At 46.3% G+C, this 26,945-nt stretch carries 29 protein-coding genes; 19 read left to right on the top strand and 10 right to left on the bottom strand.

The annotated features are described in order from the left end of the window. Positions 1 to 103 precede the first annotated feature (103 nt). From pyrH to atpG, 18 genes are all read left to right on the top strand, one after another. A complete protein-coding gene (gene pyrH / locus ACOIT5_RS05525) occupies positions 104 to 814 on the top strand; it encodes a UMP kinase (protein WP_423129470.1) in 711 nt (236 codons plus the stop codon). Between the two features lie 108 nt (positions 815 to 922). Further along, positions 923 to 1,486 carry a ribosome recycling factor gene (gene frr / locus ACOIT5_RS05530; RefSeq protein ID WP_423129471.1) on the top strand — a complete coding sequence of 188 codons (564 nt, stop codon included), beginning with the start codon at positions 923 to 925 and terminating at the stop codon, positions 1,484 to 1,486. Between the two features lie 278 nt (positions 1,487 to 1,764). Then, complete coding sequence (locus tag ACOIT5_RS05535) at positions 1,765 to 2,547, top strand: histidinol-phosphatase HisJ family protein (RefSeq protein WP_423129472.1); 783 nt, start codon at positions 1,765 to 1,767, stop codon at positions 2,545 to 2,547. A gap of 109 nt (positions 2,548 to 2,656) precedes the next feature. Continuing rightward, positions 2,657 to 4,561, top strand: coding sequence for a 1-deoxy-D-xylulose-5-phosphate synthase (gene dxs, locus ACOIT5_RS05540; protein WP_423129473.1), 1,905 nt, complete (start codon positions 2,657 to 2,659; stop codon positions 4,559 to 4,561). Between the two features lie 68 nt (positions 4,562 to 4,629). Next, positions 4,630 to 5,787, top strand: coding sequence for a sensor histidine kinase (locus ACOIT5_RS05545; protein ID WP_423129474.1), 1,158 nt, complete (start codon positions 4,630 to 4,632; stop codon positions 5,785 to 5,787). 148 nt (positions 5,788 to 5,935) lie between these two features. After that, entirely contained in the window at positions 5,936 to 6,472 is a 537-nt protein-coding gene (locus ACOIT5_RS05550; RefSeq protein WP_423129475.1) for a YceD family protein, read from the top strand. A 12-nt stretch (positions 6,473 to 6,484) separates the two neighbouring features. Beyond that, positions 6,485 to 6,670, top strand: coding sequence for a 50S ribosomal protein L32 (gene rpmF / locus ACOIT5_RS05555; RefSeq protein WP_423129476.1), 186 nt, complete (start codon positions 6,485 to 6,487; stop codon positions 6,668 to 6,670). Between the two features lie 368 nt (positions 6,671 to 7,038). Next, positions 7,039 to 8,034 carry a beta-ketoacyl-ACP synthase III gene (locus ACOIT5_RS05560; protein WP_423129477.1) on the top strand — a complete coding sequence of 332 codons (996 nt, stop codon included), beginning with the start codon at positions 7,039 to 7,041 and terminating at the stop codon, positions 8,032 to 8,034. Positions 8,035 to 8,071: 37 nt separating this feature from the next. After that, positions 8,072 to 8,539 carry a MaoC family dehydratase gene (locus ACOIT5_RS05565; protein ID WP_423129478.1) on the top strand — a complete coding sequence of 156 codons (468 nt, stop codon included), beginning with the start codon at positions 8,072 to 8,074 and terminating at the stop codon, positions 8,537 to 8,539. A gap of 117 nt (positions 8,540 to 8,656) precedes the next feature. Then, positions 8,657 to 9,031, top strand: coding sequence for a bactofilin family protein (locus ACOIT5_RS05570; RefSeq protein WP_423129479.1), 375 nt, complete (start codon positions 8,657 to 8,659; stop codon positions 9,029 to 9,031). Then, on the top strand, positions 9,009 to 9,230 hold the full coding sequence (locus ACOIT5_RS05575; protein WP_423129480.1) for an AtpZ/AtpI family protein: 222 nt from the start codon (positions 9,009 to 9,011) through the stop codon (positions 9,228 to 9,230). Before ACOIT5_RS05570 ends, ACOIT5_RS05575 begins: the two co-directional genes overlap by 23 nt. A gap of 8 nt (positions 9,231 to 9,238) precedes the next feature. Continuing rightward, the gene (locus tag ACOIT5_RS05580) at positions 9,239 to 9,613 is read left to right on the top strand and encodes a hypothetical protein (protein WP_423129481.1); all 375 of its coding nucleotides are present in this window, start codon (positions 9,239 to 9,241) and stop codon (positions 9,611 to 9,613) included. Between the two features lie 50 nt (positions 9,614 to 9,663). After that, complete coding sequence (atpB, locus tag ACOIT5_RS05585) at positions 9,664 to 10,791, top strand: F0F1 ATP synthase subunit A (protein ID WP_423129482.1); 1,128 nt, start codon at positions 9,664 to 9,666, stop codon at positions 10,789 to 10,791. Between the two features lie 24 nt (positions 10,792 to 10,815). Next, positions 10,816 to 11,082, top strand: a complete 267-nt coding sequence (atpE, locus tag ACOIT5_RS05590) for an ATP synthase F0 subunit C (protein ID WP_423129483.1) — start codon at positions 10,816 to 10,818, stop codon at positions 11,080 to 11,082. Between the two features lie 68 nt (positions 11,083 to 11,150). Next, positions 11,151 to 11,645, top strand: coding sequence for a F0F1 ATP synthase subunit B (locus ACOIT5_RS05595; protein ID WP_423129484.1), 495 nt, complete (start codon positions 11,151 to 11,153; stop codon positions 11,643 to 11,645). A gap of 3 nt (positions 11,646 to 11,648) precedes the next feature. Next, on the top strand, positions 11,649 to 12,197 hold the full coding sequence (atpH, locus tag ACOIT5_RS05600) for an ATP synthase F1 subunit delta (RefSeq protein ID WP_423129485.1): 549 nt from the start codon (positions 11,649 to 11,651) through the stop codon (positions 12,195 to 12,197). A gap of 15 nt (positions 12,198 to 12,212) precedes the next feature. Then, on the top strand, positions 12,213 to 13,790 hold the full coding sequence (gene atpA, locus ACOIT5_RS05605) for a F0F1 ATP synthase subunit alpha (protein WP_423129486.1): 1,578 nt from the start codon (positions 12,213 to 12,215) through the stop codon (positions 13,788 to 13,790). Between the two features lie 48 nt (positions 13,791 to 13,838). After that, complete coding sequence (atpG, locus tag ACOIT5_RS05610; protein WP_423129487.1) at positions 13,839 to 14,717, top strand: ATP synthase F1 subunit gamma; 879 nt, start codon at positions 13,839 to 13,841, stop codon at positions 14,715 to 14,717. A 74-nt stretch (positions 14,718 to 14,791) separates the two neighbouring features. On the opposite strand, the gene tsf is transcribed toward atpG, so the two are convergent. The 10 genes from tsf to ACOIT5_RS05660 all read right to left on the bottom strand — a co-directional run bounded on the left by tsf (position 14,792) and on the right by ACOIT5_RS05660 (position 25,749). Further along, the gene (gene tsf / locus ACOIT5_RS05615) at positions 14,792 to 15,619 is read right to left on the bottom strand and encodes a translation elongation factor Ts (RefSeq protein WP_423129488.1); all 828 of its coding nucleotides are present in this window, start codon (positions 15,617 to 15,619) and stop codon (positions 14,792 to 14,794) included. 33 nt (positions 15,620 to 15,652) lie between these two features. Further along, positions 15,653 to 16,519, bottom strand: coding sequence for a 30S ribosomal protein S2 (gene rpsB, locus ACOIT5_RS05620; protein WP_423129489.1), 867 nt, complete (start codon positions 16,517 to 16,519; stop codon positions 15,653 to 15,655). A 105-nt stretch (positions 16,520 to 16,624) separates the two neighbouring features. Then, positions 16,625 to 17,011, bottom strand: coding sequence for a 30S ribosomal protein S9 (gene rpsI, locus ACOIT5_RS05625; protein ID WP_423129490.1), 387 nt, complete (start codon positions 17,009 to 17,011; stop codon positions 16,625 to 16,627). Positions 17,012 to 17,013: 2 nt separating this feature from the next. Next, a complete protein-coding gene (gene rplM / locus ACOIT5_RS05630) occupies positions 17,014 to 17,472 on the bottom strand; it encodes a 50S ribosomal protein L13 (RefSeq protein ID WP_423129491.1) in 459 nt (152 codons plus the stop codon). 266 nt (positions 17,473 to 17,738) lie between these two features. Next, positions 17,739 to 18,539 (bottom strand): DUF2797 domain-containing protein, encoded by an 801-nt coding sequence (locus tag ACOIT5_RS05635; RefSeq protein WP_423129492.1) that lies wholly within the window; start codon positions 18,537 to 18,539, stop codon positions 17,739 to 17,741. 18 nt (positions 18,540 to 18,557) lie between these two features. After that, positions 18,558 to 19,274, bottom strand: coding sequence for an HAD family hydrolase (locus ACOIT5_RS05640; RefSeq protein ID WP_423129493.1), 717 nt, complete (start codon positions 19,272 to 19,274; stop codon positions 18,558 to 18,560). A gap of 151 nt (positions 19,275 to 19,425) precedes the next feature. Further along, a complete protein-coding gene (locus ACOIT5_RS05645) occupies positions 19,426 to 21,999 on the bottom strand; it encodes a beta-mannosidase (protein ID WP_423129494.1) in 2,574 nt (857 codons plus the stop codon). Positions 22,000 to 22,116: 117 nt separating this feature from the next. Continuing rightward, a complete protein-coding gene (locus tag ACOIT5_RS05650) occupies positions 22,117 to 23,436 on the bottom strand; it encodes a Gfo/Idh/MocA family oxidoreductase (protein ID WP_423129495.1) in 1,320 nt (439 codons plus the stop codon). A 28-nt stretch (positions 23,437 to 23,464) separates the two neighbouring features. Then, a complete protein-coding gene (locus ACOIT5_RS05655; protein ID WP_423129496.1) occupies positions 23,465 to 24,460 on the bottom strand; it encodes a sugar phosphate isomerase/epimerase family protein in 996 nt (331 codons plus the stop codon). Positions 24,461 to 24,582: 122 nt separating this feature from the next. Further along, entirely contained in the window at positions 24,583 to 25,749 is a 1,167-nt protein-coding gene (locus ACOIT5_RS05660) for a Gfo/Idh/MocA family protein (protein WP_423129497.1), read from the bottom strand. 183 nt (positions 25,750 to 25,932) lie between these two features. Here ACOIT5_RS05660 and ACOIT5_RS05665 point away from each other — a divergent pair, with 183 nt between their 5' ends. Continuing rightward, a complete protein-coding gene (locus ACOIT5_RS05665) occupies positions 25,933 to 26,856 on the top strand; it encodes a hydroxypyruvate isomerase family protein (RefSeq protein ID WP_423129498.1) in 924 nt (307 codons plus the stop codon). The last annotated feature ends 89 nt before the right edge of the window (positions 26,857 to 26,945 follow it).

The following is a 26,945-nucleotide window of genomic DNA, read 5'->3' on the forward strand; positions in this document are numbered from 1 at the left end:
GGCTGTAAAAGTAATAATTAATTGCGAATCCAAAATTCATCTTCTGCAAAAAAGCCGGTATCCGGTTTTATATATTTTTCTACTTTTGCATAAAATTCTTCAAATGACCAAATACAAACGGGTACTGTTAAAGCTCAGCGGCGAATCGCTCATGGGCGCCCAGGAATACGGAATTGACCAGCAGCGGCTAAACGAATACGCCGAACAAATTAAAGAAATTACCGCCTTAGGCGTACAAGTGGGTATCGTTATTGGCGGCGGCAATATTTTCAGGGGACTAAGCGGCGCGACCAAAGGGTTCGACCGGGTAAAGGGAGACCAGATGGGCATGCTGGCAACCGTCATCAACAGCCTGGCGCTGAACTCTGCGCTCCAGGCGGCCGGCGTAAAATCCAGAGTCCTTACGGCCATCCGGATGGAACCGGTCGGAGAATTCCATTCAAAAGATAAAGCCATTGAAGCGTTGGAAAAAGGAGAAGTGGTCATTTTTTCGGCCGGGACAGGCAATCCATATTTCACCACCGACACCGGTTCATCGCTACGCGGAATCGAAATCGAAGCCGATGTGATGCTGAAAGGCACCCGCGTGGACGGGATTTACACCGCCGACCCGGAAAAAGACCCGAATGCGGTAAAATTCGACAGAATTTCGTTTGACGAGATTTACTCACGCGGCCTGAAGGTGATGGATTTAACGGCTACAACCATGTGTAAAGAGAACAATTTACCCATTATTGTGTTTAATATGGACATCAAAGGAAATCTGAAAAAGGTGATTACCGGCGGGAATATTGGAACTCTGGTCTACCTCTAAAATATTTTTTAGAGCATTTTTTGATGAAAAATCAGAATCAATTTTAAATTTCTGCAATATATTTCTATATTTGTCCCTAGCACAAAAAATGAACAGCCCATAATATTTATGGAAGAGGAAGTAGAACTGATACTGGATCTTTGTAAAGAGAAAATGGAAGCCGCCATACAACACTTGGAAAAAGAATTGGTTCATATCCGTGCAGGCAAGGCTTCCGTGAGAATGTTGGATGGAGTTTTGGTGGATTATTACGGGAGTATGACCCCATTGGCGCAAGTATCGAATATCAGTACTCCGGATGCAAGGACGATTGCTGTTCAACCGTGGGAAAAAACGATGATCAACCCGATTGAAAAGGCAATTTTGAATGCAAACCTGGGTTTTAACCCGGAAAACAACGGGGAGATTATTCGCATTAACGTCCCCCCGCTAACTGAAGACCGGCGTAAAAGCTTGTCAAAGCAAGTTAGCCAGGAAGGTGAAAATGCAAAAGTGAGTATTCGTTCGATTCGTAAAGACTCGAACGAAACGTTGAAAAAAATGGTGAAAAACGGCTTATCTGAAGACCTTGGAAAGAACGCTGAAGACGACGTTCAGACGATGACCAATCAATACGTCCAAAAGGTTGACAAGATGCTTGAATTGAAAAATCAAGAGATTTTTACAATATAATTGTTTCTAGTTTTCTGTTTTCTGAACATTGTTTAATTGTTTTCATGGCTTTGAGGCAGCTTGTTGAAGCTGCCTTTTTTTTGTCCCTCACAAAACAGACTTTCAAAAAATAGTTCGTTTTGTAATACTTTGATTAAATTTAAAGGCTAAAACATCAAGATCCATGAAGAACCTTTTTCTGATTCTGGCAGTATTCATGCCAGGTTGCTGCACGCCATCGTCAAAAATCAATCAACTCACTGAAGCTGAAATCAATCAGGCCTCTTAAAACAGCAATCATGAACGGGACGGTAGACTACCACATGCACAGCATTCTTTCTGACGGCAGAAATACCTATGAAGAGATGATCAAAGCGGGGATTGAAAAGGGGCTGGAAGAAATGGGCTTCAGTGACCATGTTTGCCTGAAATCGGTAAGCTGGGCCATTTCAGAAATTGATATCCCGGTAATGACCCGGCAAATCCTGGAACTTCGCGAAAAATACAAGGGACAGATTAAAATAAAGTATGGTATTGAAATGGATTATTTTCCCGGGAGAGAAGATGAAATCCGGGCCATCATCCATGCACTGCCGCTTGACTACGTGATTGGCTCCGTTCATTTTATCGGAGACTGGAACTTTGATACCGACCAGTCGCTTTACGGCAAATGGTCGAATGACGATTTATACCATATGTATTACGAATTGATTCAGCTGGCGGCGAAATCAGGGCTTTTCGATATCATCGGACACCTGGATATCATCAAAAAATTTCGGGTCTACCCCGAATCCGATCAAAGCCAGCTGATTGAAGACACCCTTAAAATCATCAAAGACAACGATTTGGTTGTAGAACTGAATACAGCAGGGATTGACCGCCCCTGTACCGAATTCACCCCTTCGCCGGCGATTACCGAACGTTGTTATCATCACCATATCCCGATGACGATTTCATCAGATGCCCACCAGGCCGGACAGGTAGCCCGACATTTCGAAACCGGAATCGACCTTCTTCGCCAGATCGGATTTAAAGAGTTGGCTGCATTCGACAAGCGTAACCGTCGTACGTACAGGATTTAACCCATAAAAACGCCCGGAATACCGGGGAAACGACAGTTATTTGATCGCTCGGTTTTGTTCGCTGTGGTGTAAACCAGAAATTGTATCTTTGAGCTTTAATTTTCGGTACATGGAAGAATTAGCGGGAAGCTTACTAAATAAAATAAATGATCCATCCGATCTTCGGAAACTGAACCTGGAAGATTTACCGGCCGTATGCAACGAACTGCGACAGTTTATTATTGATGAAGTATCAAATAATCCGGGACATTTCGGAGCCAGCCTGGGTGTTGTCGAACTGACAGTGGCCCTTCATTACGTTTACAATACGCCCTACGATTTACTGGTCTGGGACGTGGGGCATCAGGCCTACGGGCATAAAATCCTGACCGGCCGCAAAAATCAGTTCCACACCAACCGGAAATACAAGGGCATCAGCGGATTCCCCAAACCAGGCGAAAGCAGTTACGACGCCTTTGGTGTCGGGCATGCCAGCACCTCCATCTCGGCATCATTGGGAATGGCCGTTGCCTCCTCCCTGCAAAATGAGAACGACCGGAAGATCGTCGCGGTAATCGGCGATGGTTCAATGACCGGCGGACTTGCCTTTGAAGGGCTGAATAATGCCGCGGTTAATCGTTCGGACGTACTCATCATCCTAAATGACAACCACATGGCCATCGACCCGAATGTGGGCGGCGTGAGTGACTATTTATTAAATATCTCCAAATCAAAATCATACAACAAGTTAAAACAGGAAATTTGGGATGGCTTGGGCAAACTGAATGGTTTTGGCCCGCGGGCACGCCGCCTGGTCCAAAAGACCGAAGGGGCGCTAAAAAGCGCCCTGCTGAAAGAATCAAACCTGTTTGAGAGCCTGGGAATCCGTTATTTCGGCCCCGTTGACGGGCACAACATCAAATATCTTACACGGGTATTACGCGACCTGCGCGATATTCCCGGACCGAAACTGCTGCATGTCATCACCACGAAAGGAAAGGGATTTAAGCAGGCTGAAATGAATCAAACCGAATTTCATGCCCCCGGAAAATTTGATAAACTGACCGGAGAACTCCTGGATTGTGAATGCGCCGTGAATAAGCCGCCCAAGTTTCAGAATGTTTTTGGCCACACGCTGGTCGAACTGGCCGAAATGAATGAGCGGATTGTGGGAGTTACGCCGGCTATGCCCACCGGGAGCTCGCTCAATATCATGATGGAAAAGATGCCTCATCGGGCATTCGATGTCGGCATTGCCGAACAACATGCCGTTACGTTCTCTGCCGGCATGGCCATTCGCGGGTTGGTGCCCTTCTGCAACATCTATTCCACCTTCATGCAGCGCTCGTACGACCAGATTATCCACGATGTGGCTATCCAGAAGCTGAATGTGGTGTTTTGCCTCGACCGCGGCGGCCTGGTTGGCGCCGACGGCTCAACACATCATGGCGTTTTCGACCTGGCTTATATGCGAAATATTCCCAACATGATTGTTTCGGCGCCAATGGATGAGATTGAGTTACGCAACATGATGTATACCGCTCAGCAGGAAAACAGGGGCCCCTTTTCCATCCGGTATCCCCGGGGGTGTGGTTGCCACGTCAACTGGCATCAACCGTTTGAGGCCATCGAGCCGGGGAAAGCGCGCCAGCTGGCTGAAGGTGACGACCTTGCGGTCCTTACCATCGGGACCACCGGTATTACAGCCGGCAGGGCCATAAAGTCATTCATCAAGGAAGGTCATTCAATCGCCCACTACGACATGCGGTTTGTTAAACCCTTGGATGAGGACCTGCTCCACCGGATTTTCGGCAAGTTTCGTAAAATACTTACCGTGGAAGATGGCGTCATTCAGGGCGGATTTGGTTCTGCCGTCCTTGAATTCATGGCCGATCACCAGTATTCGGCCAAGGTGGTAAGGCTTGGCGTGCCCGACCTCTTTATTGATCACGGAACACAGGAAGAACTTTACAGGGAGTGTGGTTTTGACCAGAAAGGAATTTATCAGGCTATCGTGGATCTAATCGGTCGATAATTGTAGGTCCCGGTATAATTTTTATTTATGGTTCATCGTTTCTGATGAAGGATTATAACTCATATAAGTTGGAACTTTACTTAAAACGACGTCGCTGGAAATTTTTCTTACTGCTGGTTGCCACGCTGATTGGAGCGGCATCGCTGTATTACACCAACTGGCTGGTAGAAAAAGTATCTTTCGAAGAACGCAAAAGTGTTGCGCTTTGGGCCGAAGCTACCAAACGGCTGGCGCAGCCGGAACACGAATCGACAGGCGATATGGATTTCCTGCTGCATATTCTGGAAAACAATACCAACATCCCGATCATTCTGGCCGACAGCCTTCACCAGATCATCGAGTTCAGCAATATCAAATACACCGAAAAACGTAAAGAACAGGTTCTGCAGCGCCAATTAAAAAAGATGATGCGGGAACATGAACCAATCGAGATTTTCGTTTCGAGCGAAGAGAAACAGTACATTTATTACCGGGATTCCACCATCCTTCAAAACCTCAAGTATTTCCCTCTGGCGCAGTTTGGCGTAATATCCTTATTTATTCTGGTATCGTACCTGGCCTTCAGCTCGTCCAAAAAGGCAGAACAAAACCGGGTGTGGGTAGGCATGTCGAAAGAAACAGCCCACCAACTCGGTACGCCCATCTCATCGTTAATGGCCTGGATAGAGCTGCTGAAAATGCAGGAAATAAAACCTGAACTCATTCAGGAATTTGAAAAAGACATCACCCGGCTCGAAAAAATTACCGAACGGTTCTCTAAAATCGGTTCTACCCCCGAGTTAGTCAACGAAGATTTAAAACAGGTCATCGTCTCTACCCTCTCCTACCTGGAAAGCCGGACTTCCAAACGGGTAAAGTTCCGGACCGAGATGGACGAAAAACAGTCGTATGTTGTCCCTCACAACCCGGCTTTGTTTAGCTGGGTTATTGAGAACCTGTATAAAAACGCCATTGATGCCATTGAAAATGACGGGGTAATCAGTCTTCACCTTTACAACCAGCACAACCAGATCATTATGGATATCAGCGATACCGGGAAAGGCATCCCCAAGTCGCAGTTTAAAACCATTTTTGAACCCGGTTTTACCAGCAAAAAACGAGGTTGGGGGTTAGGGCTTTCGTTGGCCAGACGGATCATCGAGAATTACCATAGCGGAAAGATCTTCATAAAACATTCCGAGCTCGGCAAAGGAACCACTTTTCGCGTAGCGCTGCGAAAGGATTAAATTTTCAACACTTGCCTGAATTACAAATCACTGAAAACGAGAATTTTGAATCAACCTCCTCCTGACAGAAATATTCCTTGTTAAAAAATACAGGAAATTTTCGCCGTTTATATATTTTTTATAATTTTGCAACACTTTTTTCGCAGCAATGGCTGAACTGGCAAAATATAATATTGCATTTAAAGGATTGGCACTTGGAGTGTACGAATTTGAATATCAGATCGATAAAAAATTCTTTGATTTTTTTGCCGGGGGAATCGCTGAAAACGGAAACGTCACAGTAAAAGTCGTGCTGGAAAAACAAAGTGCATTCATGGTTCTTTGGTTTCATGTTAGCGGAACGGTTATAATACAATGCGACCGGTGTCTCGATCCTTATGATCAGCCAATCATCAGCGAGAACAAGGTATTTGTCAAATACGGCGAAGAAACTTTTGAAGAAGGTGATGACGTGATTTGGGTAAGTACAACCGAGCACCAGTTAAATATTGGAAAAATGATCTATGATTTTATCATTCTTTCCATTCCAATCCGCCAGGTTCATCCGGCAGACCATTACGGCAACAGCCGTTGTAATCCGGAAATGCTTGAGAAATTGAATAACCTGACATCTTCATCAGGCACGCAGGAAAATCTGACAGACTCGAGATGGGACGAATTGAAAAAATTATTAGAAAACGAATAAAGACTTAAAAAAATGGCACATCCAAAGCACAGAACATCGAAATCCAGAAGGGATAAGAGAAGATCACACGACAAGACTACACCTGCAACACTGGCAACTTGCTCAAATTGCGGGACCACGGTAAAATACCACACAGTATGTCCTGAATGTGGATATTACAGAGGAAAGCTCGCTATCGAAAAAGAAGTTACAGTTTAATCCTGTCCACGATAAATAAGAGCTGTCCAAAAAGCTAAAAATCAGGCTATACTGATTGCACTCAGAAATGATTTTGAGTTTAAGTCCGGTTCCGTGAGAATTCTCATTGCCCGGAAAAACTCAAAGAAACATATGGCTGAAAGAAATAGTTTTTTGAACAGCTTTTTTTATTTGTTTAATTAAATTTTTGAACGTTTTAATTAATTGTTTTAAAACGATTTACGGCGATATCTTTTGCGCATTTTTCTTTGTGCTTCAAATTTTTACTTCTATCTTTCGCACTTCTTTTTTATTTTGGTTTATAGCATGGACTTATTTACCCGTCTGTATTTGGTATACGGACCTGATTATCGTTTAAATTATTTATTATGAGAGATATTCGTGCAGCAATAACTGGTATTGGTGCATTTCTGCCTGAATACAGGTTAACCAACCAAGAACTGAGCACAATGGTTGACACATCCGATGAGTGGATCATGCAACGCATCGGAATCAAAGAGCGAAGAATTTTCAAAGAGCCCGGAAAGGCGACCTCGGATATGGGAACAGCTGCTGTAATGCAGTTGCTCGAAAAAACTAACACTGCTCCCGACGAAATTGACTTGCTGATTTGCGCAACCATCACCCCCGACCGGCCACTCCCCGCTGCTGCCAATGTCATCAGCAGAAAAGCGCGGCTGACAAGTGCCTGGAGTTTCGACATCAATGCCGCCTGTTCGGGTTTTGTTTTTGCATTGACTACAGCTGCCAGCTTTGTCGAATCGGGCCGGTATAAAAAAGTGATCGTTGTCGGGGCCGACATGATGTCATCCATCACCGATTACACCGACCGGACCACCTGCCCGCTGTTTGGCGACGGCGCTGCTGCCGTTTTGCTGGAACCGACAACCGAAGACGTGGGAATCATCGACCACATCAACCACACCGACGGGAAAGGTCGCCATTACCTGCACATGAAGGCCGGAGGATCAAAACGTCCCGCATCCATCGAAACCATTCAGAACCGGGAACATTTCGTTCATCAGGATGGACAAACGGTATTCAAGTATGCCGTATCGCGGATGGCAGATGTGGCCGTCGAAATCATGAAAAAAAACGGAATCACCCCCGACAACCTGACCTGGTTGGTTCCGCACCAGGCGAACATGCGTATCATCGACGCTGTTGCCCGGAGAATGGATATCAGTCCGTCGCAGGTAATGATCAATATCGAGAAATACGGCAATACCACGGCTGCCACCATCCCGCTTTGCCTTTTTGACTACGAAAGTCAGCTTAAAAAGGGGGATAACGTGATCTTAGCAGCATTTGGCGCCGGATTTACCTGGGGATCGGTTTATCTGAAATGGGCATATAATTCCTAAATGCTTAGCATACAAACAACAAATCAAAATTATCATCATGAGTCGTCTTGTCATACAAAGCCACGAGGATTTTGAGAAATACGTCGGCGAAAAATTGGGGGTCTCCGAATTTCACACCATCACGCAGGAACAGATCAACAAATTTGCCGATGCTACGCTCGACTACCAATGGATCCATACCGATCCGGAACGTGCCAAAGCTGAAGGAGCGTTCGGAACCACCATCGCACATGGCTACCTGAGTTTGTCGCTCCTTCCGGTTATGTGGGAACAGGTTGTGCAGGTAGAAAACTTCAGCATGTTGGTAAACTATGGTATCGAGAACTTCAAATTCGGCCAGCCGGTATTGGTCAACAGCCGGATCCGAACCCACGTTTGGTTAAAATCGATCACAAACTTACGCGGAATCAGCAAAGTTCACCTTCAGGTATCAATGGAAATTGAAGGCAATAAAAAACCGGCTTTCGAAGGTCAACTGGTTTTTCTTTACCACTTCAACAAATAACCAAAGGCTAATTTGATTCGTTATTTTTGTTTGGCGATAAACTAAAAAACCAAAGCTTTCGTTCTTACTTTGACCGAAAGCTTTAGTATATTTGGTCTCTTTCAAAAAAAAGCAAAAATGGCAAAGTCGTATAACGAAATTAGTTCTCAGGAAATTAACCTGATTGGCAAAGGCACGAGTATTACCGGTGACATTCACTCGGAAGGAGATATCCGCATTGACGGCGAGTTGAACGGGAACCTCAAATGTTTGGGAAGAGTGGTGGTTGGAGATACCGGTAAAGTATCGGGAGAAATCCATTGTAAAAACTGCGAAGTTTCAGGCTACCTAAAAGGAAAGCTGGTTATTGAGCAGCTTTTAAGCCTAAAATCTTCGTCAAAAGTTCACGGCGAAATTAACACCGGCAAACTGAGCATAGAACCGGGTTCTGTTTTTACCGGCTCGTGTGCGATGGGTGATCAAACCAAGCATGAAGAACCCAAAACTAAATAAGCAGAAGAAGACATTTGATCAATTTATCAAGTATTCGAACCTGGCTTTTGAGATGATCGCAATCATGGCCCTGGGAACTTATGCCGGTCACAAGATTGATCACTGGGCCAATTTTTCATTCCCGGTATTCACCTTAAGCCTGATGTTGCTTTCTGTTATCGGTGCAATTTATCATGCTATCAAAAACTTTCTAAAATGAATCCTTTCATGAAGCGTTTTCTTGCCCGGACCGGCCTGCTGAGTTTTACATTTTTAGCGATCGGCTACCTGGTTTATTTTCAATTATTTCCCGGACTTCACTTCCCTTTTTTTCCGGTAGTTTTATTTTTTTTCTTCTTTGTCACAAACCTTGTTCATTATTACTTGTTAGGTATTGCTGACAAAAATATGGCCAGGTTTACCGCCCGTTTTATGGGGATGAATTTTGTGAAGATGTTCATCTATCTTGTCTTCGCCATTATTTTTGTGTTGTTCCGCCGCAATCAGGCTACCATCTTTCTGGTAAATTTCCTGATTATTTATATTGCATTTTCGATCCTGGAAGTGTATGAGATTACGCGTGTGGTAAAACAAAAAAAATAATTGAAGCTGTTGGTTTTTTTTTACTAATTTGGGGGAACTTTTTCAAGCGTATGATCATGTTGAAGGTTGACTTTCCTGTAAAACCAGCCAGACAAATTAAATGCCTGGCTACTGTATTGATTTTCCTTTTGGGAAGCCTTAATTCGTATCCGTTATTTGCAGAAGAACATCCTGCAGACGCTCACGCTTCGGGGCATGAAGAAGAATTTGTCCCGGGCGAGTTTGTGATGCACCATGTGTTGGACGCCTACGAATGGCACATTGCTACTTTTGGAAAAACCCACATCAGCATTCCGCTTCCAATCATCCTGCACAGCAAAAACAGCGGCTGGCACTTCTTTTGGTCTTCCAGGTTCCATCACGGGCAAACGCCTTATCAACACTTTCAGCTGGCCCATGCCGGCGAAAATGCCGGGAAAATCGAAGAGCTGAATGCCCGGGGCGAAGTGATTGGCTTACCGGTCGACCTGTCGGTTACCAAAACGGTGGCTGGCGCCTTTGTCAGCGTTATCGTTCTGCTCTGGATTTTTCTGTCGGTAGCCAGGTCGGCCAAAAGAAATGCAGGCAAAGCGCCAACAGGGATACAGAATTTTGTGGAACCGGTGATTGTTTTTATCCGCGATGAGGTTGCTAAACCCTCGATTGGCGAAAAAAAATATGAAAAGTTCATGCCTTTCCTGTTAACCCTGTTCTTTTTCATCCTGATCAATAACCTGCTGGGATTGGTTCCCATATTTCCTTTTGGCGCCAATGTAACCGGAAACATTGCCGTAACCCTGGTGCTGGCTTTATTTACGTTCATTGTAACCAACATCAGCGGCAACAAACATTACTGGAAAGAGCTGTTTAACCCGGATGTACCACTGGGTCTGAAATTTCCGATCCCGTTAATGCAGGTAGTCGAACTGTCGGGAGTATTTGTCAAGCCTTTCGTTTTAATGGTCCGTTTGTTTGCAAACATGTTGGCGGGGCACATGATTGTAACGGTATTCATCAGCCTGATCTTCATTTTTGGGAAACTGATGGGCGTTTATGCCGGCTTGGGAGTTTCAGTTATTTCCGTCGGATTCTCCATTTTCATTTTTCTGCTCGACGTGCTGGTTTCGTTTATTCAGGCTTATGTATTTACCCTGCTATCGGCACTGTATTTTGGCATGTCAAACTCAGAACATCACTAGTTTAAACACTATAAATTCAATTGTATGTTATTAACAACCATTTTAACAGTGATTTTAGAAGCAGCAGCCGGCGCATCGCTCGGCAGTTTTGGAGCTGCCCTGGGCGCAAGTTTTGCAGCAATAGGCGCCGGTATGGGTATTGGCCGTATCGGTTCAAGCGCGATGGAAGCAATTGCACGTCAACCTGAAGCCGCCGGTGATATTCGTTCAAGTATGATCGTATCGGCTGCGTTGATTGAAGGTGTTGCTTTCTTTGCTGTGATTACCTGCGCACTGGTAATTTTAGTTTAAGAATTTTTATTATCCGCTGTCTGCTCCCGGGGTTGCCGGGAGTCAGGACAGCTTTTAAAACAAAAATTATGGGATTAGTTACGCCTGATTACGGGACGATATTCTGGATGCTGATCGTTTTTGGTGTCACCCTCTTCATCCTGAAGAAATTTGCATGGAAACCAATCCTCCATGCCCTGAAAGACCGTGAAACATCAATTGAAGAAGCGCTTTCGTCGGCCGACAAGGCCCGGAAAGAAGTGGAAGGACTGAAAGCCGATCACGAGAAAATTATTGCAGAAGCCCGTAAAGATAAAGATGTGATTCTGAGGGAAGCCAAAGAGATGAAAGACCACCTCCTGGCCGATGCCAAATTACAGGCCGTTAAAGAAGGGCAAAAACTGATTGAATCTGCACGCGAACAGATCGAAGCAGAAAAACAGGCAGCCATCGCCGAAATGAAAAAACAGATGGCTGAATTATCAGTTTCCATCGCCGAAAAACTGATACGGAAAGAATTGGAAGACAAGAAAGATCAGGAAGCTTTGGTACATACCCTTCTGAAAGATCTGAAATTACAATAATTTATGGATCAAAGTAAAATCACCATCCGTTACGCCAAAGCCTTTTTTACCCTGGCCAAAGAGAGAAATCAACTCGACAACCTGAAGCAGGATGTGGAACTGATCTCCAATCTTTGTACCGACAGCGCTGATTTTAAGCTGCTGCTGGAAAGCCCGGTCGTTAAAACATCTCAGAAAATCAAGCTGATGGAGGCGATCTTTAAAGGGAAGGTGCACGAAATCAGCCTCGGATTTTTATCCATGCTCACCGAAAATAAGCGCGAAGTGTATCTCCCTTCGGTTTGCAGGAATGTTCTTGCACTTTTCCAGCAAGATCAGGGCATTAAAAATGTGGTCATTACGAGTGCTGTGGCGCTTGATCCCGAAATCATCAGGCAAATAAAACTACAGCTCGAATCCGGTTTGAACGCCCGGATTGAATTACGCGAGCAAATCAACCCGGAACTTATCGGAGGTTTTATCCTGCGAATTGACGACCGGCAGGTGGACGCCAGTATGGCCAGCCAACTGCGAAAAATAAAAGAAGAATTATTACAATCAGAAATAAAATAGAAAATCAATATAGTCATGGCTGATATAAAACCCGCCGAAGTATCTGCAATACTGAAACAACAACTGGAAGGCTTTCAGTCGGAAGCCGAATTGGAAGAAGTGGGCACCGTGCTCCAGGTTGGTGACGGTATTGCCCGCATTTACGGTTTATCCAATGTTGAATCGAACGAAATGATCGAGTTCAGCAACGGGATGAAAGGTATTGTGTTGAACCTGGAAGAAGATAATGTGGGCGCTGTGCTCTTAGGTCCGTCCGAGGCTGTAAAAGAAGGCGATGTTGTAAAACGACTGCGCCGTATTGCCTCCATCGAAGTAGGCGAAGGCCTTTTAGGACGCGTTATCAATACCATCGGCGCCCCGATTGACGGGAAAGGCGCCATTCAAGGTGAGAAATTTGAAATGCCGCTCGAACGTAAAGCGCCGGGGGTTATTTTCCGCCAACCGGTAAAACAACCCTTGCAAACCGGTCTGAAAGCCATTGATGCGATGATCCCCATCGGACGGGGACAACGGGAATTAATCATTGGCGACCGTCAAACCGGTAAAACGGCCGTGGCCATCGATACCATCATCAACCAGCGCGAAAATTACGAAAATGGCAAACCGGTTTATTGTATTTATGTTGCCGTAGGCCAGAAGGGTTCCACGGTGGCCAACATCGCCGCTTTACTCGAAAAGTACGGGGCCATGAAATATACGGTCATCGTATCGTCAACCGCTGCCGACCCCGCTGCCATGCAATTTTATGCACCTTATGCCGGCGCTTCGATTGGCGAATATTTCAGGGACACCGGCCGCGATGCCTTGATCATCTATGACGACCTGTCGAAACAAGCCGTTTCGTACCGAGAAGTATCGCTGTTGCTGCGTCGTCCGCCGGGCCGCGAAGCCTACCCGGGTGATGTTTTTTACCTGCACTCGCGCCTGTTGGAACGGGCTGCCAAAATCATTGAGTCGGATGAAGTTGCCGCCCAAATGAACGACCTCCCCGAATGTTTAAAAGGGAAAGTAAAAGGCGGTGGTTCGCTGACGGCCCTTCCCATTATCGAAACACAGGCCAGCGACGTATCGGCCTACATCCCGACGAATGTGATCTCCATTACCGACGGACAGATCTTCCTGGAATCTAACCTGTTTAACGCGGGAGTTCGCCCGGCAATCAATGTCGGTATCTCGGTATCGCGTGTTGGCGGAAACGCCCAGGTAAAAGCGATGAAGCAAATTGCCGGTACCTTAAAGCTCGACCAGGCCCAATTTCGCGAATTGGAGGCTTTCTCCAAGTTTGGCTCTGACCTCGACGCTGCAACCATGCGTGTACTCGACAAAGGGCGTAAAAACGTGGAAATACTGAAGCAGGGCCAATATGCCCCGATGAAGATTGAGCACCAAATTGCCATCATTTATTGCGGAGCAAAAGAATTGTTACGCCATATCCCTGTCAATAAAGTGCGGGCATTCGAGAAAGACTTTCTGGAACATATGGAACTGCATTACCGCCATACCCTGGATGAACTAAAAACAGGAAAGCTGACGGCCGAGGGTATAGCAGCAATTGAAAAAGCCGCCTCGGAAATTTCGGAGCGTTACAAGTAAGAGCAGGGGTTCCGGAACTTTGGAACAGGAAACTTTTGACACATTAACATGGGCAGTTTAAAAGAAATACGTACACGAATATCATCGGTAAAAACAACCCGGCAGGTGACCAGCGCCATGAAAATGGTATCGGCAGCTAAACTGAAAAAAGCACAGGACGCGATTCTTCAGATCAGGCCCTACGCCGATAAACTGTCAGAAATTCTGGGCTCACTCAGCGCCAGCCTCGAAAATGCAGGCGGATCGATTTATACCGAACAACGCGAACCGGAGCAGGTTTTACTGGTACTGATCAGTTCGAACCGGGGTTTGTGCGGGGCATTTAATTCGTCCATCGCCAAAACGGCCCTCGATCTGGCTTTCGACCGATACGCCCGCCAGCTAAAAAACGGGAAACTCGATTTTTTGGTTATCGGGAAACAAGGAGAGAAATACCTGAAGGCCCGCAGGATGAATGTTACCGGACAGGCTAACGAGATTTTTGACAACCTGAATTTTGAGCAGGTATCCAAACTGGCCGAAAACCTGATGACCGATTTTGCCGCAAATGCTTACGACCGGATAGAATTGGTTTACAACGAGTTTAAAAATGCGGCAGTGCAGGTTTGTACCACGGAACAATTTCTGCCTGTAGAAATCAGCCGGGAGGAAAAAGGCGCCGCAAATTATGATTTTATTTACGAGCCTTCAAAAGAGAAAATCGTGCAGGAACTGATTCCCCGTTCGTTAAAGATTCAGCTGTTTAAAGCCCTGCTCGACTCCAACGCGGCAGAACACGGCGCCCGCATGACCGCCATGCACAAAGCAACTGATAATGCCACCGAATTGATCCAGGAGCTAACCCTGACCTTCAACAAAGCCCGCCAGGCAGCCATTACGAACGAAATTCTGGAGGTAACCAACGGTGCAGAAGCCTTGAACGGATAATCAATTTCATAACCCCCATAACAAAAAAGGAGCCTCAAACGAAGCTCCTTTTTATATTTAATTTCAAATACGAATTATTCGGATAAAGCATAACGGATAAAACCGGTAGCGGTAAGCCCTTTGCTGCCCGAATTCAGATATTCGCCCACGGTTACTTTGTTATCTTTCACGAAAGCCTGATTTAACAAGGTACTTTCCTTGAAAAATTTAACCAAAGCGCCCTGTGCAATTTTATCCAGCATGGCTTCAGGTTTACCTTCCAAACGGAATTTTTCTTTCGCAATTTCCAGCTCTTTCTCAACAACCTCGGGAGAAACAAAATCTTTATCAACAGCAACCGGGTTCATGGCAGCAACCTGCATCGCCACATCTTTGGCCACTTGTTTGTCAACATTTGCCTGGTTAAAACCAACTACGGTAGCCAGCTTATTTCCCGGGTGGATATAACCGACCACAAAATCGGCCTGAAGACTGCTATAATACGATAATTCAATTTTCTCGCCGATAACACCGGTTTGTTCGGTGACATGGTCTGCAATGGTGCGGCCATCCAGCTTTAGCGCTTTTAAAGCCTCCAGATCAGCAGGCTTTTCGGCAATCGCCAGATCCAGAAATTTCTGTGTTAAGCTGACAAAACCTTCATTTTTTGCAACGAAGTCAGTTTCGCAGTTCAACACTACAATTGCTCCAAACTTGTTGTCATCGCTCACTTTAGCAAGAACAGCGCCCTCTGTCGCATCGCGGTCAGAACGTTTACTTGCAACCAGTTTACCTTTTTCACGGATAATTTCAATGGCCCGGTTAAAATCGCCATCTGCGTCGGACAGTGCATTTTTACAATCCATCATGCCGGCGCCAGTTGCTTTACGCAACTTCATTACATCTGCAGCAGTAATTGCCATAATTTTTTGTTTTTATATTTCTGGAATGAGCAATTAGTCTTCCAATTCTTCTTCGTCATTCGTTTCGTCGGCCTCAACCAAATCTTCATCTTCTTCGTCTTCATCTTCTTCAACTAAATCTTCATCTTCTTCGAATTTAGCAGCAGATTTTTTGGCGTCAGCTTTCTTCGACTTTTTCACTGGAGCATCGTCTCCGTCTTTTTCACGCTCAACCTTACGTTCGTTCAGGCCTTCGGCAATTGCGTCGCACATTAGGCGAACGATCAGTCGGATAGACTGAGAAGCGTCGTCGTTTGCAGGAATAACAAAGTCGATCCCATCGGGGTCAGAGTTCGTATCAACCATCGCAAATACCGGAATACCCAGTTTTTGTGCTTCACGTACAGCGATTTTTTCTTTCAGTACGTCAACCACAAACAAAGCGGCTGGAAGGCGGGTCAGGTCGGCAATCGAACCCAGCATTTTTTCCAGTTTTGCGCGTTGACGTGTAATTTGCAACTTTTCGCGTTTTGATAAGTTATCCCAACTGCTATCTTTGGTCATTTTGTCGATAGAGATCATTTTCTTAACCGCTTTGCGGATAGTTGGGAAATTTGTCAGCATACCGCCAGGCCAACGTTCAACAACGTATGGCATATTCACTTTACCAACTGCATCAGCAACAAGCTCTTTGGCTTGTTTCTTTGTTGCCACAAATAAGATTTTGCGTCCCGATTTGGTAATTTGTTTAATCGCAGCAGCAGCTTCGTCAATTTTTACGACCGTTTTTTGCAAGTCGATGATGTGGATCCCATTTTTCTCCATGAAAATGTATGGAGCCATGTTTGGATTCCACTTTCTTTTCAGGTGACCAAAATGTACACCTGCATCCAATAATTCCTGAAAATTTGTTCTTGGCATCTTTTTACTTTTTTAAATAATTTGTTGAAAAGCAACCTCTGAGTAGTCCCTCTAAAGCGGAGAGTCTCAGTGATTTCAGATCCACAGTTATTTTGAAATAATCTATTAACGTTTTGAAAACTGGAAGCGTTTACGGGCTTTGGGCTGACCTGGTTTTTTACGTTCCACTTCACGCGGATCGCGGGTCATAAAGCCTGCGCGTTTCAGTTCGGTTTTTGATTCCGGATTGATTTCGACCAATGCGCGGGAAATAGCTAAACGTACAGCTTCTGCCTGTCCTTTAATACCGCCGCCATCCAGGTTGACCTGGATATCGTACTGATCGGCGACACCAAGCAGGTTAAGAGGCTGCATAACAATAAACTGTAGCGTACCACTGGGAAAATATTCATTCAGTTCCCGCTTGTTAATGGTAATCTTTCCTTTGCCTTCGCTGACAATAATACGGGCAACGGCAGTTTTTCTACGTCCTAAGGTGTTAACTACTTCCATTGTTATAATTTAATAGTATTAAAATCAATTACTTTCGGGTTTTGAGCTTCATGTTTATGCTCAGGACCGGCATACACTTTCATATTCCCGTAAATAGCATGTCCCAGACGATTTTTTGGTAACATCCCTTTTACGGCTTTCTCAACTAAACGCTCAGGAAATCTTTTCAGGATTTCTGAGGGGGTTTGGCTGCGCTGTCCTCCCGGATAACCTGTATAACGCAGGTATACTTTGTCATTCAGCTTGTTTCCGGTCAGCATGACCTTTTCGGCATTAATGACAATCACATTGTCTCCACAATCGACATGCGGAGTAAAATTAGGTTTGTGTTTTCCGCGCAGCATTTTGGCAACGGCGCTGGCCAAACGACCCAACGGCATGCCGGCTGCATCAACCACAACCCATTCTTTGTTTACCGTGGCGCTGTTGGCCGATACGGTTTTGTAAGATAAAGTATCCACTTGCTCAATTTTTTTTAATTAAACACTAAAAGTTGCAAAAACTTACATTTCAATTTGTTGGAAGTTTCCGGGTTATCAACATCGGGCACGTTAATAACTTTTCTATCTTCAACATTTTTAATAAATTATAAGAACTGCAAGTACGGACAATAATCGGGACTGCAAAAGTATTTCTTTTTTTTGAAAATGCAAACTCCGGGAAATACCAAAAAGAAAATTAACACAAAGATTTACAAGAATTAAGAGGCAGGCCGGATCACGAGCGGTTACGAAACAGCTACAGTCAAAAAATAGCCGTTGTGCTTGCGAATATTCACGACCCGGTTTTTATCGAACAGCACATACTGTCCTTTCATTCCCAACAGCTTCCCTTCAATAACCGGATCCTTGTCAAAGGTGAGGCTGTTGATTTTATCCGGGTATTCGAGTACCGGATACTCCAGCGAGACTAACCGACTGTCGTCGCACTCATATTGTTTCAGTTCGGCCGGAAGAAGGCTGATCACATTGGCTTTCTCGTCCAACAGGTTGATGTTGTTGTCTATTTTATTCTGAAGCATCGTTCTCCAGTTGGTTTTATCAGGGAAATACTTCTTCAGGAACACCTCAATTACACCGGCAATATGGCGGTTAGGCGTTTTGGCAACACGAATGGCGTAACTGGCGCCCTGATCAATCCAGCGCGTTGGAATTTGGTGATGCCGTGTTACCCCGACTTTCAGCCCTCCCGAAACAGCCAGGTAAACGTAGTGATCGATCAGGTCGTGTTCTTTTGCCCATTCCAGATCGCGGGCAATGCCAAACTGGGCTTTGGATAACTCAGGGCGCATGACGGTTTCGCTCGCCTCGGGCGCGGTTTGAAGGCACGAATAACAAAACCCCTGTCCAAACGAGGTTTTTGTCTTTTTACCGCATGCCACACAATTAATCTGCCCGTCGAAGCGAAAGCTGATCTGCTTTCCCAGCAAGGCATTCATATCAATTTGTTGATCTCCCACCGGCAGGTAATATTGAATGGGGGCGCCCGGCCCGGTGTGCATCTTCAGTATATTTCCCTGGTATTCCATAATTTTTTCACCTCAGGTTTATAAATACAAAAATGATTCGCTGAATAAATTCAAAACATCGTGAATCTCTTTCAGTTCAAAAAAACGGTCACTTTTGATTTCTTTCGGATCCATACGTTCGTATTCCCAGGTTGTATAAAAAGGAACATGCGCCGCATAGCCGCCCAGTTCAATCACCGGTAAAATATCTGATCTCAGCGAATTGCCGACCATCAGAAACTGACCGGCCGGAACTTCCAGGTGTTTCATTAATTCCTGGTAGTTTTCCTTCCGTTTGTGGGTCATAATTTCAATGTGATGAAAATACTTCAGTAAACCCGATTTTTTCAATTTCCGTTCCTGATCGAGCAAATCGCCCTTGGTAGCCACCACAAGCCGGCATTTTCCGTACAGCTTATCCAGTAAATCAACAATGCCGTCGAGCAAAACCACGTCTTTTTGCAACATGTTTTTCCCAATACAAATGATGGCTTCAATCTGATCAGGACGTACTTTTTTAGAGGAAACCAACAAAGCTGTTTCAATCAGCGAAAGGATAAATGCCTTGATGCCATACCCGTAAAGTTCCATATTCTGCACTTCAACGCGAAACAGTTCTTCCATCACGTTCCGGTCGGGCGCATAGGCTGCCATGACCTGGCAAAAAGCCTGCTCGGCTTCACGAAAAAAATTTTCATTCTCCCAAAGGGTGTCATCGGCATCAAATGCAATGACTCGTATATCGTTCAAACTCATATCACGCTAAATGAAGGTCAAAGTTAAGAAGTTTATACGAAAGCGTGGTATGGCGAAAAAAGAAGAATCGTCAGACCGGCACTCCTGCGCAGCAGAAGAAAGCCGCCCTTCCTGGCGAAGAACGGCTTTCTCTTCGAAATCAATATCCGCATTAAAAAGCCTGATCCAGGGTTTGGACGGCAAAAATTTCATCGAGCCGCTCTTTGGAGACCGAAGTTTCCAGTTTTACCCTGATTTCTTCTCCCGGCAGCAGGTCGAAATAGTTATCCGAGAAAAACCCTTCTTCGTCGCCAATGGTCATAAACAGGTTTTTAGCGAGTTTGCCTGATTGCAGTCTGATTTCGTAACCACCGTCAACTGCGGCAATGGAATATTTTACTTCCGGCTTTGGCAAGTTCAGTTCTTTCACCGGACGGAAATAATACAGGTTTCCGGCGACCGCCTGCCCGTTCTCCGTCACCTCGGCAACCAATACCTGGTTCCGGCTGTCTTTTCCTTTCAAAAATTCCTGTTGGCTGACGTCGAAGTACGAAGCGCCGGAATTGGCTGGAACCCTCGCCGACACGCTGCTCTCCCACACTACCTGCCCATTGAAATCAACCAAACTGAGTTTCAGTTCGGCATTGATTTCCTGCAGCCGGTCATTTACAATGCTCACTTTTAACCGGTCGCCTTCGTTGTAAGGTGAAACCAACACCGGTTCGAAGCCTTTTTTTACATAGTACTGCAAGGCTTTCCATCGCTGGTAATAATCAGTCGAACTCCATGAAGCCACCGGCCAGCAATCATTAATCTGCCAATACAGGCTCCCCATACAGAACGGCATGGCCCGGCGGTGTCCTTCCAAAGCAAATTTAATCCCTTCGGCCTGCAACACCTGATTCACGTACAGGAACGATTCAAAATCTTTCGGTTTTTTGTAATCCTGCAACATGTAATATTCAATGGTTTTATTCCCGATTGACGACCGCTGGTGCGAGTTCATCACTTCCGAAACAATATCGAAATCTTCGGGCAAGGCGTATTGTTTCACGGTTTTTAGTTCGGGGAACGACTGAAAACCATATTCGCTCATAAAACGGGCCAGGTGAGTCGCGTAGTTTTTAAAGGGTTCTTTTCCCCACCAAACGCCCCAGTAATGTTCGTCGCCATTCACCAGGTCGGCCGGGATGCCTGTTCCCGAAGAAGGGCTTGAGCTCCAGTAAGCCCGCGAGGGATCGTAGGTTTCAATGGCTTCGGGCAACACCTTGTGAAAAATATCTTCATAAGCCTTCCAGATTTTATCGGCATTTTCCTGGCTTTTGGCTTCTTCTGCCCGTTTCCAGCCCCAACCAAACCAGGCGGCGAGAATTTCGTTATTGCCGCACCATAAAGCAATGCTGGGGTGATTTCGCAAACGTTTCACTTGATCGGCTGCTTCTTCTTTTACATTTTCAAGAAAAGCTTCGTCTCCGGGAAACATCGCGCAGGCGAACATGAAATCCTGCCAGATCAGGATACCGGCTTCGTCGCACAGGTCGTAGAATAAATCATCTTCATAGATACCGCCACCCCAGATACGCAGCATGTTCATGTTTGATGATTTCGCCGTATTTACCACGGTGCGGTACATCTCGTCCGAAACACGCGAAGGAAACACGTCGTTGGGAATGTAATTGGCGCCTTTCATGAACACGGGTACGCCATTGAGCTTAAAATAAAACGACGTACCTTGTCCGTCCTTTTCGCGAACCAATTCGAGGGTGCGGATCCCAACACGATCGGTTATCCCGGTTGTTCTTCGTCCAACAGTAACCTTAGCTTCAATCTGATAAAGCGGCTGCTCGCCCAGGCCGTTTGTCCACCACAGTTTTGGGTTGACAATCTCAAAATCAACCGGATAAGAAGCAACGCCCTTTTCTAAATCCAGCCTGGCTGTTGCCAACACCCGCCCTTCATTTTCAATTTGAACCGTAGCCGGGGTTTTCTCCTCCGCTTCGATTTCGACAACAGCGGTAAAACGGGCCCGACCGGTTTCCACTTCATGCTGAACGATCTGCAGGTTGCTGATGCGCAGTTCGTCCCAGGCTTTCAGGAATACTGGCCGCCAAATACCGCTGGTCACCAGGCGAGGCCCCCAGTCCCAGCCAAAATGATACCCGGCCTTACGGGTGTAAACACTCACCTTCTTACCGCCTTCCACCTGACCAATTCCGGCCAGGTCGTTATCCGAAACCGGAATCACCAGATCGTTGGTATCGTATTTTTTAAGGCCTTCGGTAATGGGTGAGCGGAAAACGATCTTCAGCTCATTATCACCTTCTTTCAGAAAAGGTTTTACCTCCACCAGGTATTCGCGAAACATGTTATCGGTGGAAGTCACTTTTTCGCCATTCACAAAAATGTCGGCGTAGGTGTCAAGTCCTTTAAAGTCGAGCGCTACGCGATCGCGTTCCAGCTCATCCTGTATCCGGAACGTTGTTTTGTATGCCCAGTTTAGTTTATCGATCCACTGAAGATCGTGTTCATTCAACCGGTAAAACGGGTCCTGAATAATTTCGGCTGACAATAAATCGGTATGGATACAACCGGGGACCTCGGCCGGCAACCATTCTTCTCTCCCGTCTTCCGAAAACAACCAGCCTTCATTAATTTCCTGTATCATATCAAGTGATGAATCTTTTGGTTGACAGGCCACCAACAGGGTTACTGTCAACATGATTAAAATGGATAAGTGTCGGGTCATCGGTTTTGAGTTTAATTTATAAGAACCCAAAATTCGGAAATGAAACGGGGATTCACAAGAAAAGGCAGGTCGATTATGAAAAGATCCGGCCTTTTTAAGCGGACCGGATCTTTTCTTCTAAATTTCAGGCAGTTTCCACGGACTGCGGTACACCGGAATCAGGTAATTATTTGCCTCATCGTCGTCGGTGAACTGGCTTTTTTCGGCATCCCAATAGAGGCGCCGACCGGTTTTCAGGGCAATGTTTCCCAGGTGCGCCACGCGGGCGGTATTGGCCGCAATGCCGATGCTGCAATTCAGGTCATATTTGCGGTTACGAACGCCATCCAGAAAGTTCGCCATATGCAGTTCCAGGCCTTTCCCGGTTCCTTTTTGCAGATCAACCCGTTCCACGAGGTCTTTGTCGTTTTTGCGTTCCGGGATCACCTCCCAACCATTACGGTCAACCACCAGGGTACCGTTGTTGCCCACGTAGGCCACTCCGTGATTTCGGCCAAAGTGTCCGCCGTCAATTCCGGTACCGTGGTCCCAAAGCAAGGTGAAATCATCGAACTCATAAAGCGCCTGCAGGGTGTCGGGGGTTTCGGAAGCGTCGTCGGGATAAGCCAGCTTACCGCCCATCGCCATGACCGATTTCGGAGCTTTAGCCTTCATGCCAAATAAACCATAGTCAATGATGTGTACGCCCCAGTCGGTCATCAGTCCGCCGGCATAATCCCAGAACCACCGGAAGTTAAAGTGAAAGCGGTTCGGGTTGAACGGCCTTTTCGCGGCCGGTCCGAGCCAAAAATCATAATCCACGCCTTCAGGAGCATCTTTGTCGGCTTGTACCGGCACCGGTTCCATCCACCCCTGATAAGCCCAGGTACGTACGGTCCGGATTTTCCCCAGTTTGCCCGAATAAACATAGTCAACCGCATCGCGCCAATGCGGATCACTGCGTTGCCACTGGCCAACCTGCACCACGGCTTTGTACTTCTTGGCTGCGCGTTCCATGATGTTAATTTCTTCAATAGAATTTGCGAGCGGCTTCTCGCAGTAGATATCTTTCCCGGCCTCGCAAGCTGCCACAAAGGGCAAACAATGCCAATGGTCGGGCGTGCCGATGATCACCACATCGACCTCCTTATCCTCAATCAGCTGACGATAATCGTTATACGCTTTGGGTTTTTTACCCTGCAATTTTTCGGTATCGGCCACACGGGCATCCAACACGCGCTGGTCGACATCGCAAATCGCCACACATTCGGTATTTGGCTGACCAAGAAAAGCTCTCAGGTCGGCAAAGCCCATGCCTTTTGCGCCAATCAGCCCGCAACGAACCAACTTGTCAGGACCGGCACATGCGGTCATCGCTGCCGGCATCGAAGCGGCTAAGCCCACCACAGCCGTTGCCGCGGTGGTATTTTTTATAAATGATCTTCTACTTGTTGTCATGGATTTAGTTTATAAATGAAGTTTCTCACTATTTGGTTCGCATCGCATCGTCGAATGCCACATCCGATGGGGCAAAGTCGGCCTGACGAACAAAACGGCAGGCTTCTTCTGCCCCGGCTTCGCGGTTCATGCCGCTGTCTTCCCACTCAACCGAAAGCGGGCCATTGTACCTTATATCATTCAGGGCACGAACGATATTTTCAAAGTTGATCTTTCCACGGCCGAGGCTACGGAAATTCCAGTAACGGCGATGATCTCCAAACTCCGCGTGTCCGCCGAAAACGCCGGCCGTAACCGGAACATCGCTCCAGTAAACATCTTTCATGTGCACATGGAAAATGCGGTCGGAAAATTCATAAATAAAGCGGACATAGTCCACGTGTTGGTAGCCAAAATGACTGGGGTCATAATTAAACCCAAAAGCAGGGTGGTTATCCAAGGCTTTTAAAGCGCGTTTTGCCGATTCGATGTCGAAAGCAATTTCTGTCGGATGAACCTCAAGGGCAAACTTGACTCCCATTTTCCGGTATTCGTCCAGAATTGGTTTCCAACGTTTGGCAAAGTCCTGGTAGCCCTTATCAATCATCTCCTGCGAAACAGGCGGAAATGAATACAGCATGTGCCAAACGGAGCTCCCGGTAAAGCCAATCACCGTATTCAATCCGAGCATTTTAGCCACCTGCCCTGTTTTAATCATTTCCTCGGCTGCCCGCTGTCTCACGCCTTCCGGATCGCCATCGCCCCAAATATAAGCGGGTAAAATATTTTTATGCCGTTCATCAATGTTGTCGCAAACGCACTGGCCAACCAGGTGATTGGAAATGGCAAACAATTGTAGGTCATAACGTTGAAGTAAGCTTTTACGTTCATCGCAATAGGCCTGATCGGCCTTGTCAATTTCCATATGATCGCCCCAGCAGCAAAGTTCCAATCCGTCGTAACCAAATTCTTTGGCTTTCTGACACATGTTTTCAATGGGTAAATCGGCCCATTGTCCGGTAAAAAGAGTTACAGGTCTTCCCATATTGGTTTAGATTTTAGACAATAGATAATTGGTCATTAGATAATTGGTCATTAGATAAATAGTGAAAGGTCGGTCTGTCTACCCGGCAGTTGCCGAAGGAAAATTCCTCTTTTTCGGAGGGACTAGACGAGGCTGTTGAATTTTACCCATTTCACCGAGTCGTTGTAGCCGGCTTCCACCACGGCATCAATAAACATCATTCCCCTGATGCCATCTTCAATTCCGGGAAAGTCGAGCATTTCGGGGCTTGGCGCCTGCTTATTCATCTTAGCCCGTAAGGTCAGCGAGAAGTTCCGGTAAATGTTGGCAAAAGCTTCCAGGTAGCCTTCGGGATGTCCGCCTGGAGTACGGGTATTATGAACAGCTGTACTGCCCGTATAACCGGTTCCCACCCGTAACATCTCAGTTGGGCGGTCAGTCCACTTCAACCAAAGCGTGTTCGGTTCGTGCTGGCTCCATTCCAGCCCTCCTTTTTCGCCATACATGCGTATTTTCAGGGCATTCTCTTCTCCTGCAGCAATCTGTGTGGCCACCAATACGCCACGTGCGCCGTTATCATACCGGAGAAGGGCGGCACCATCGTCATCGAGTAAGCGTCCGGGAACGAAGGTATTGAGTTCGGCACAGATTTCGGTGACTTTTAAACCCGAAATATATTCGGCCAGGTGATTGGCGTGCGTGCCAATGTCGCCCATGCAACCGGCTTTTCCCGAGCGCTTGGGATCGGTACGCCAACTTGCCTGCGCATTTCCGGCATCTTCAACTTTTGAGGCCAGCCAGCCTTGCGGATATTCAACATAAATTCGCCTGATCTTGCCAAAATCGCCGCGCGCAACCCGGGCTTTTGCCTCTTTTACAGCCGGGTAGCCCGAGTAGGTATGGGTAAGCGCCAAGGTCAGCCCGGTCTCGTCCAGTTTCTTTTTAAGTTGAAGGGCTTCATCCAGGGTAAAGGTGATGGGCTTATCGATAACGACATGAAAACCATGATCCAAGGCCATCATCGCCGGGCCAAAGTGAACAAAATTCGGGGTGACGATGCTTACAAAATCCATCCGTTCGCCTTCGGGAAGCTTCGCTTCCTGCTCAAACAGTTCCTGATAGGTTTTGTAAACCCGGTTATCCGGCAAAAAATAGGATTTTCCCGAAGCAAGCGAAATATCGGGATTAACACTGAAACAACCACAAACCAGTTCGATCTGGTTATCCATAAAAGCAGCCAGGCGGTGGATGGCTCCAATGAAGGCATCCGTGCCACCACCGACCATTCCCATGCGAATTTTACGATTCATATTTGTTCGATTTAGACGATTTTTGTTAGTAAATGGTCAAAGTTAAAAAAATTATCAAACATAACAGCCAATTCCCTGCGCGAAAAAACGACCAGACCAGAATGGACCGGCGCAATAAAAAAAGATTGTTTCTTCATTCAAATAATGCTATTTTTGAAAAATAACTAAACTCAATTTACTACGATGAAACGACGAAATTTTATCAGGAATACTGTCGTCGGCAGTATCGCTGCAACAGGGCTCACTTCAGGCCTTTCCGCCTCCGCCTCCGAAAAAAAAGTATCCAACGATGCCCGGTTTAAGTTGAAATATGCTCCCGGCTTAGGAACATTTAACGAATTGGCCGGGAACGACCCGATTGACCAGATCAGGTTCATGAACGACCAAGGTTTCCGGGCTATTTTCGACAACGGGTTGATGGGGAAAGAACCTGCTTTACAGGAAAAAATTGCCAATGAACTGGCCCGCCTCGGAATGGATCTGGGCCCGTTTGTATTGTATGCCGATTTCAGCGTAAAATCGTTTGTCACACAGGACCCGGAAATTAAGGCCATGCTGAAAAAGAAAATGAACGAAGGACTGGAATGCGCCAAACGAACGGGAGCTAAAACAGCGCTGGTTGTTCCCGGACGATTTACCGACGATTTGGAATGGGACTACCAAACCGCCAACGTGATTGACAACATGCGGATGTGCTGCGAAATTGTGGAGCCATCGGGACTTCAACTGGTAATGGAGCCGTTGAATGCATGGGCCAACCATCCCGGCCTGTTCCTGACCAAAATTCCGCAGGCCTACCTGATTTGCAAAGCAGTAAACAGCCCAAGCTGCAAAATTGTAAACGACTTATACCACCAGCAAATTACCGAGGGCAACCTGATCCCGAATATTGATCTGGCCTGGGATGCTATTGCAGCCTTTCACATCGGTGATAACCCCGGACGGAAAGAACCGGGAACGGGCGAAATCAACTACAAGAATATCTTCAGGCACATTCACGGGAAAGGATATGACGGTACACTTTGCTGCGAGCACGGACGCAGCCTGCCCGGCAAAGAAGGCGAACTGGCTTTCATTGAAGCTTACCGTAAAGCCGATAGCTTTTAAAAAGATCAAAAATACTTGTTGAGGCTGTATCAAAAGTCCTTAATCTTTGAGAGTCAGTTCGCCCCATCCGGGAGTTGCCGGATCAGGAT

The organism is Gaoshiqia hydrogeniformans (assembly GCF_049347105.1).
GTDB lineage: Bacteria > Bacteroidota > Bacteroidia > Bacteroidales > Prolixibacteraceae > Gaoshiqia > Gaoshiqia hydrogeniformans.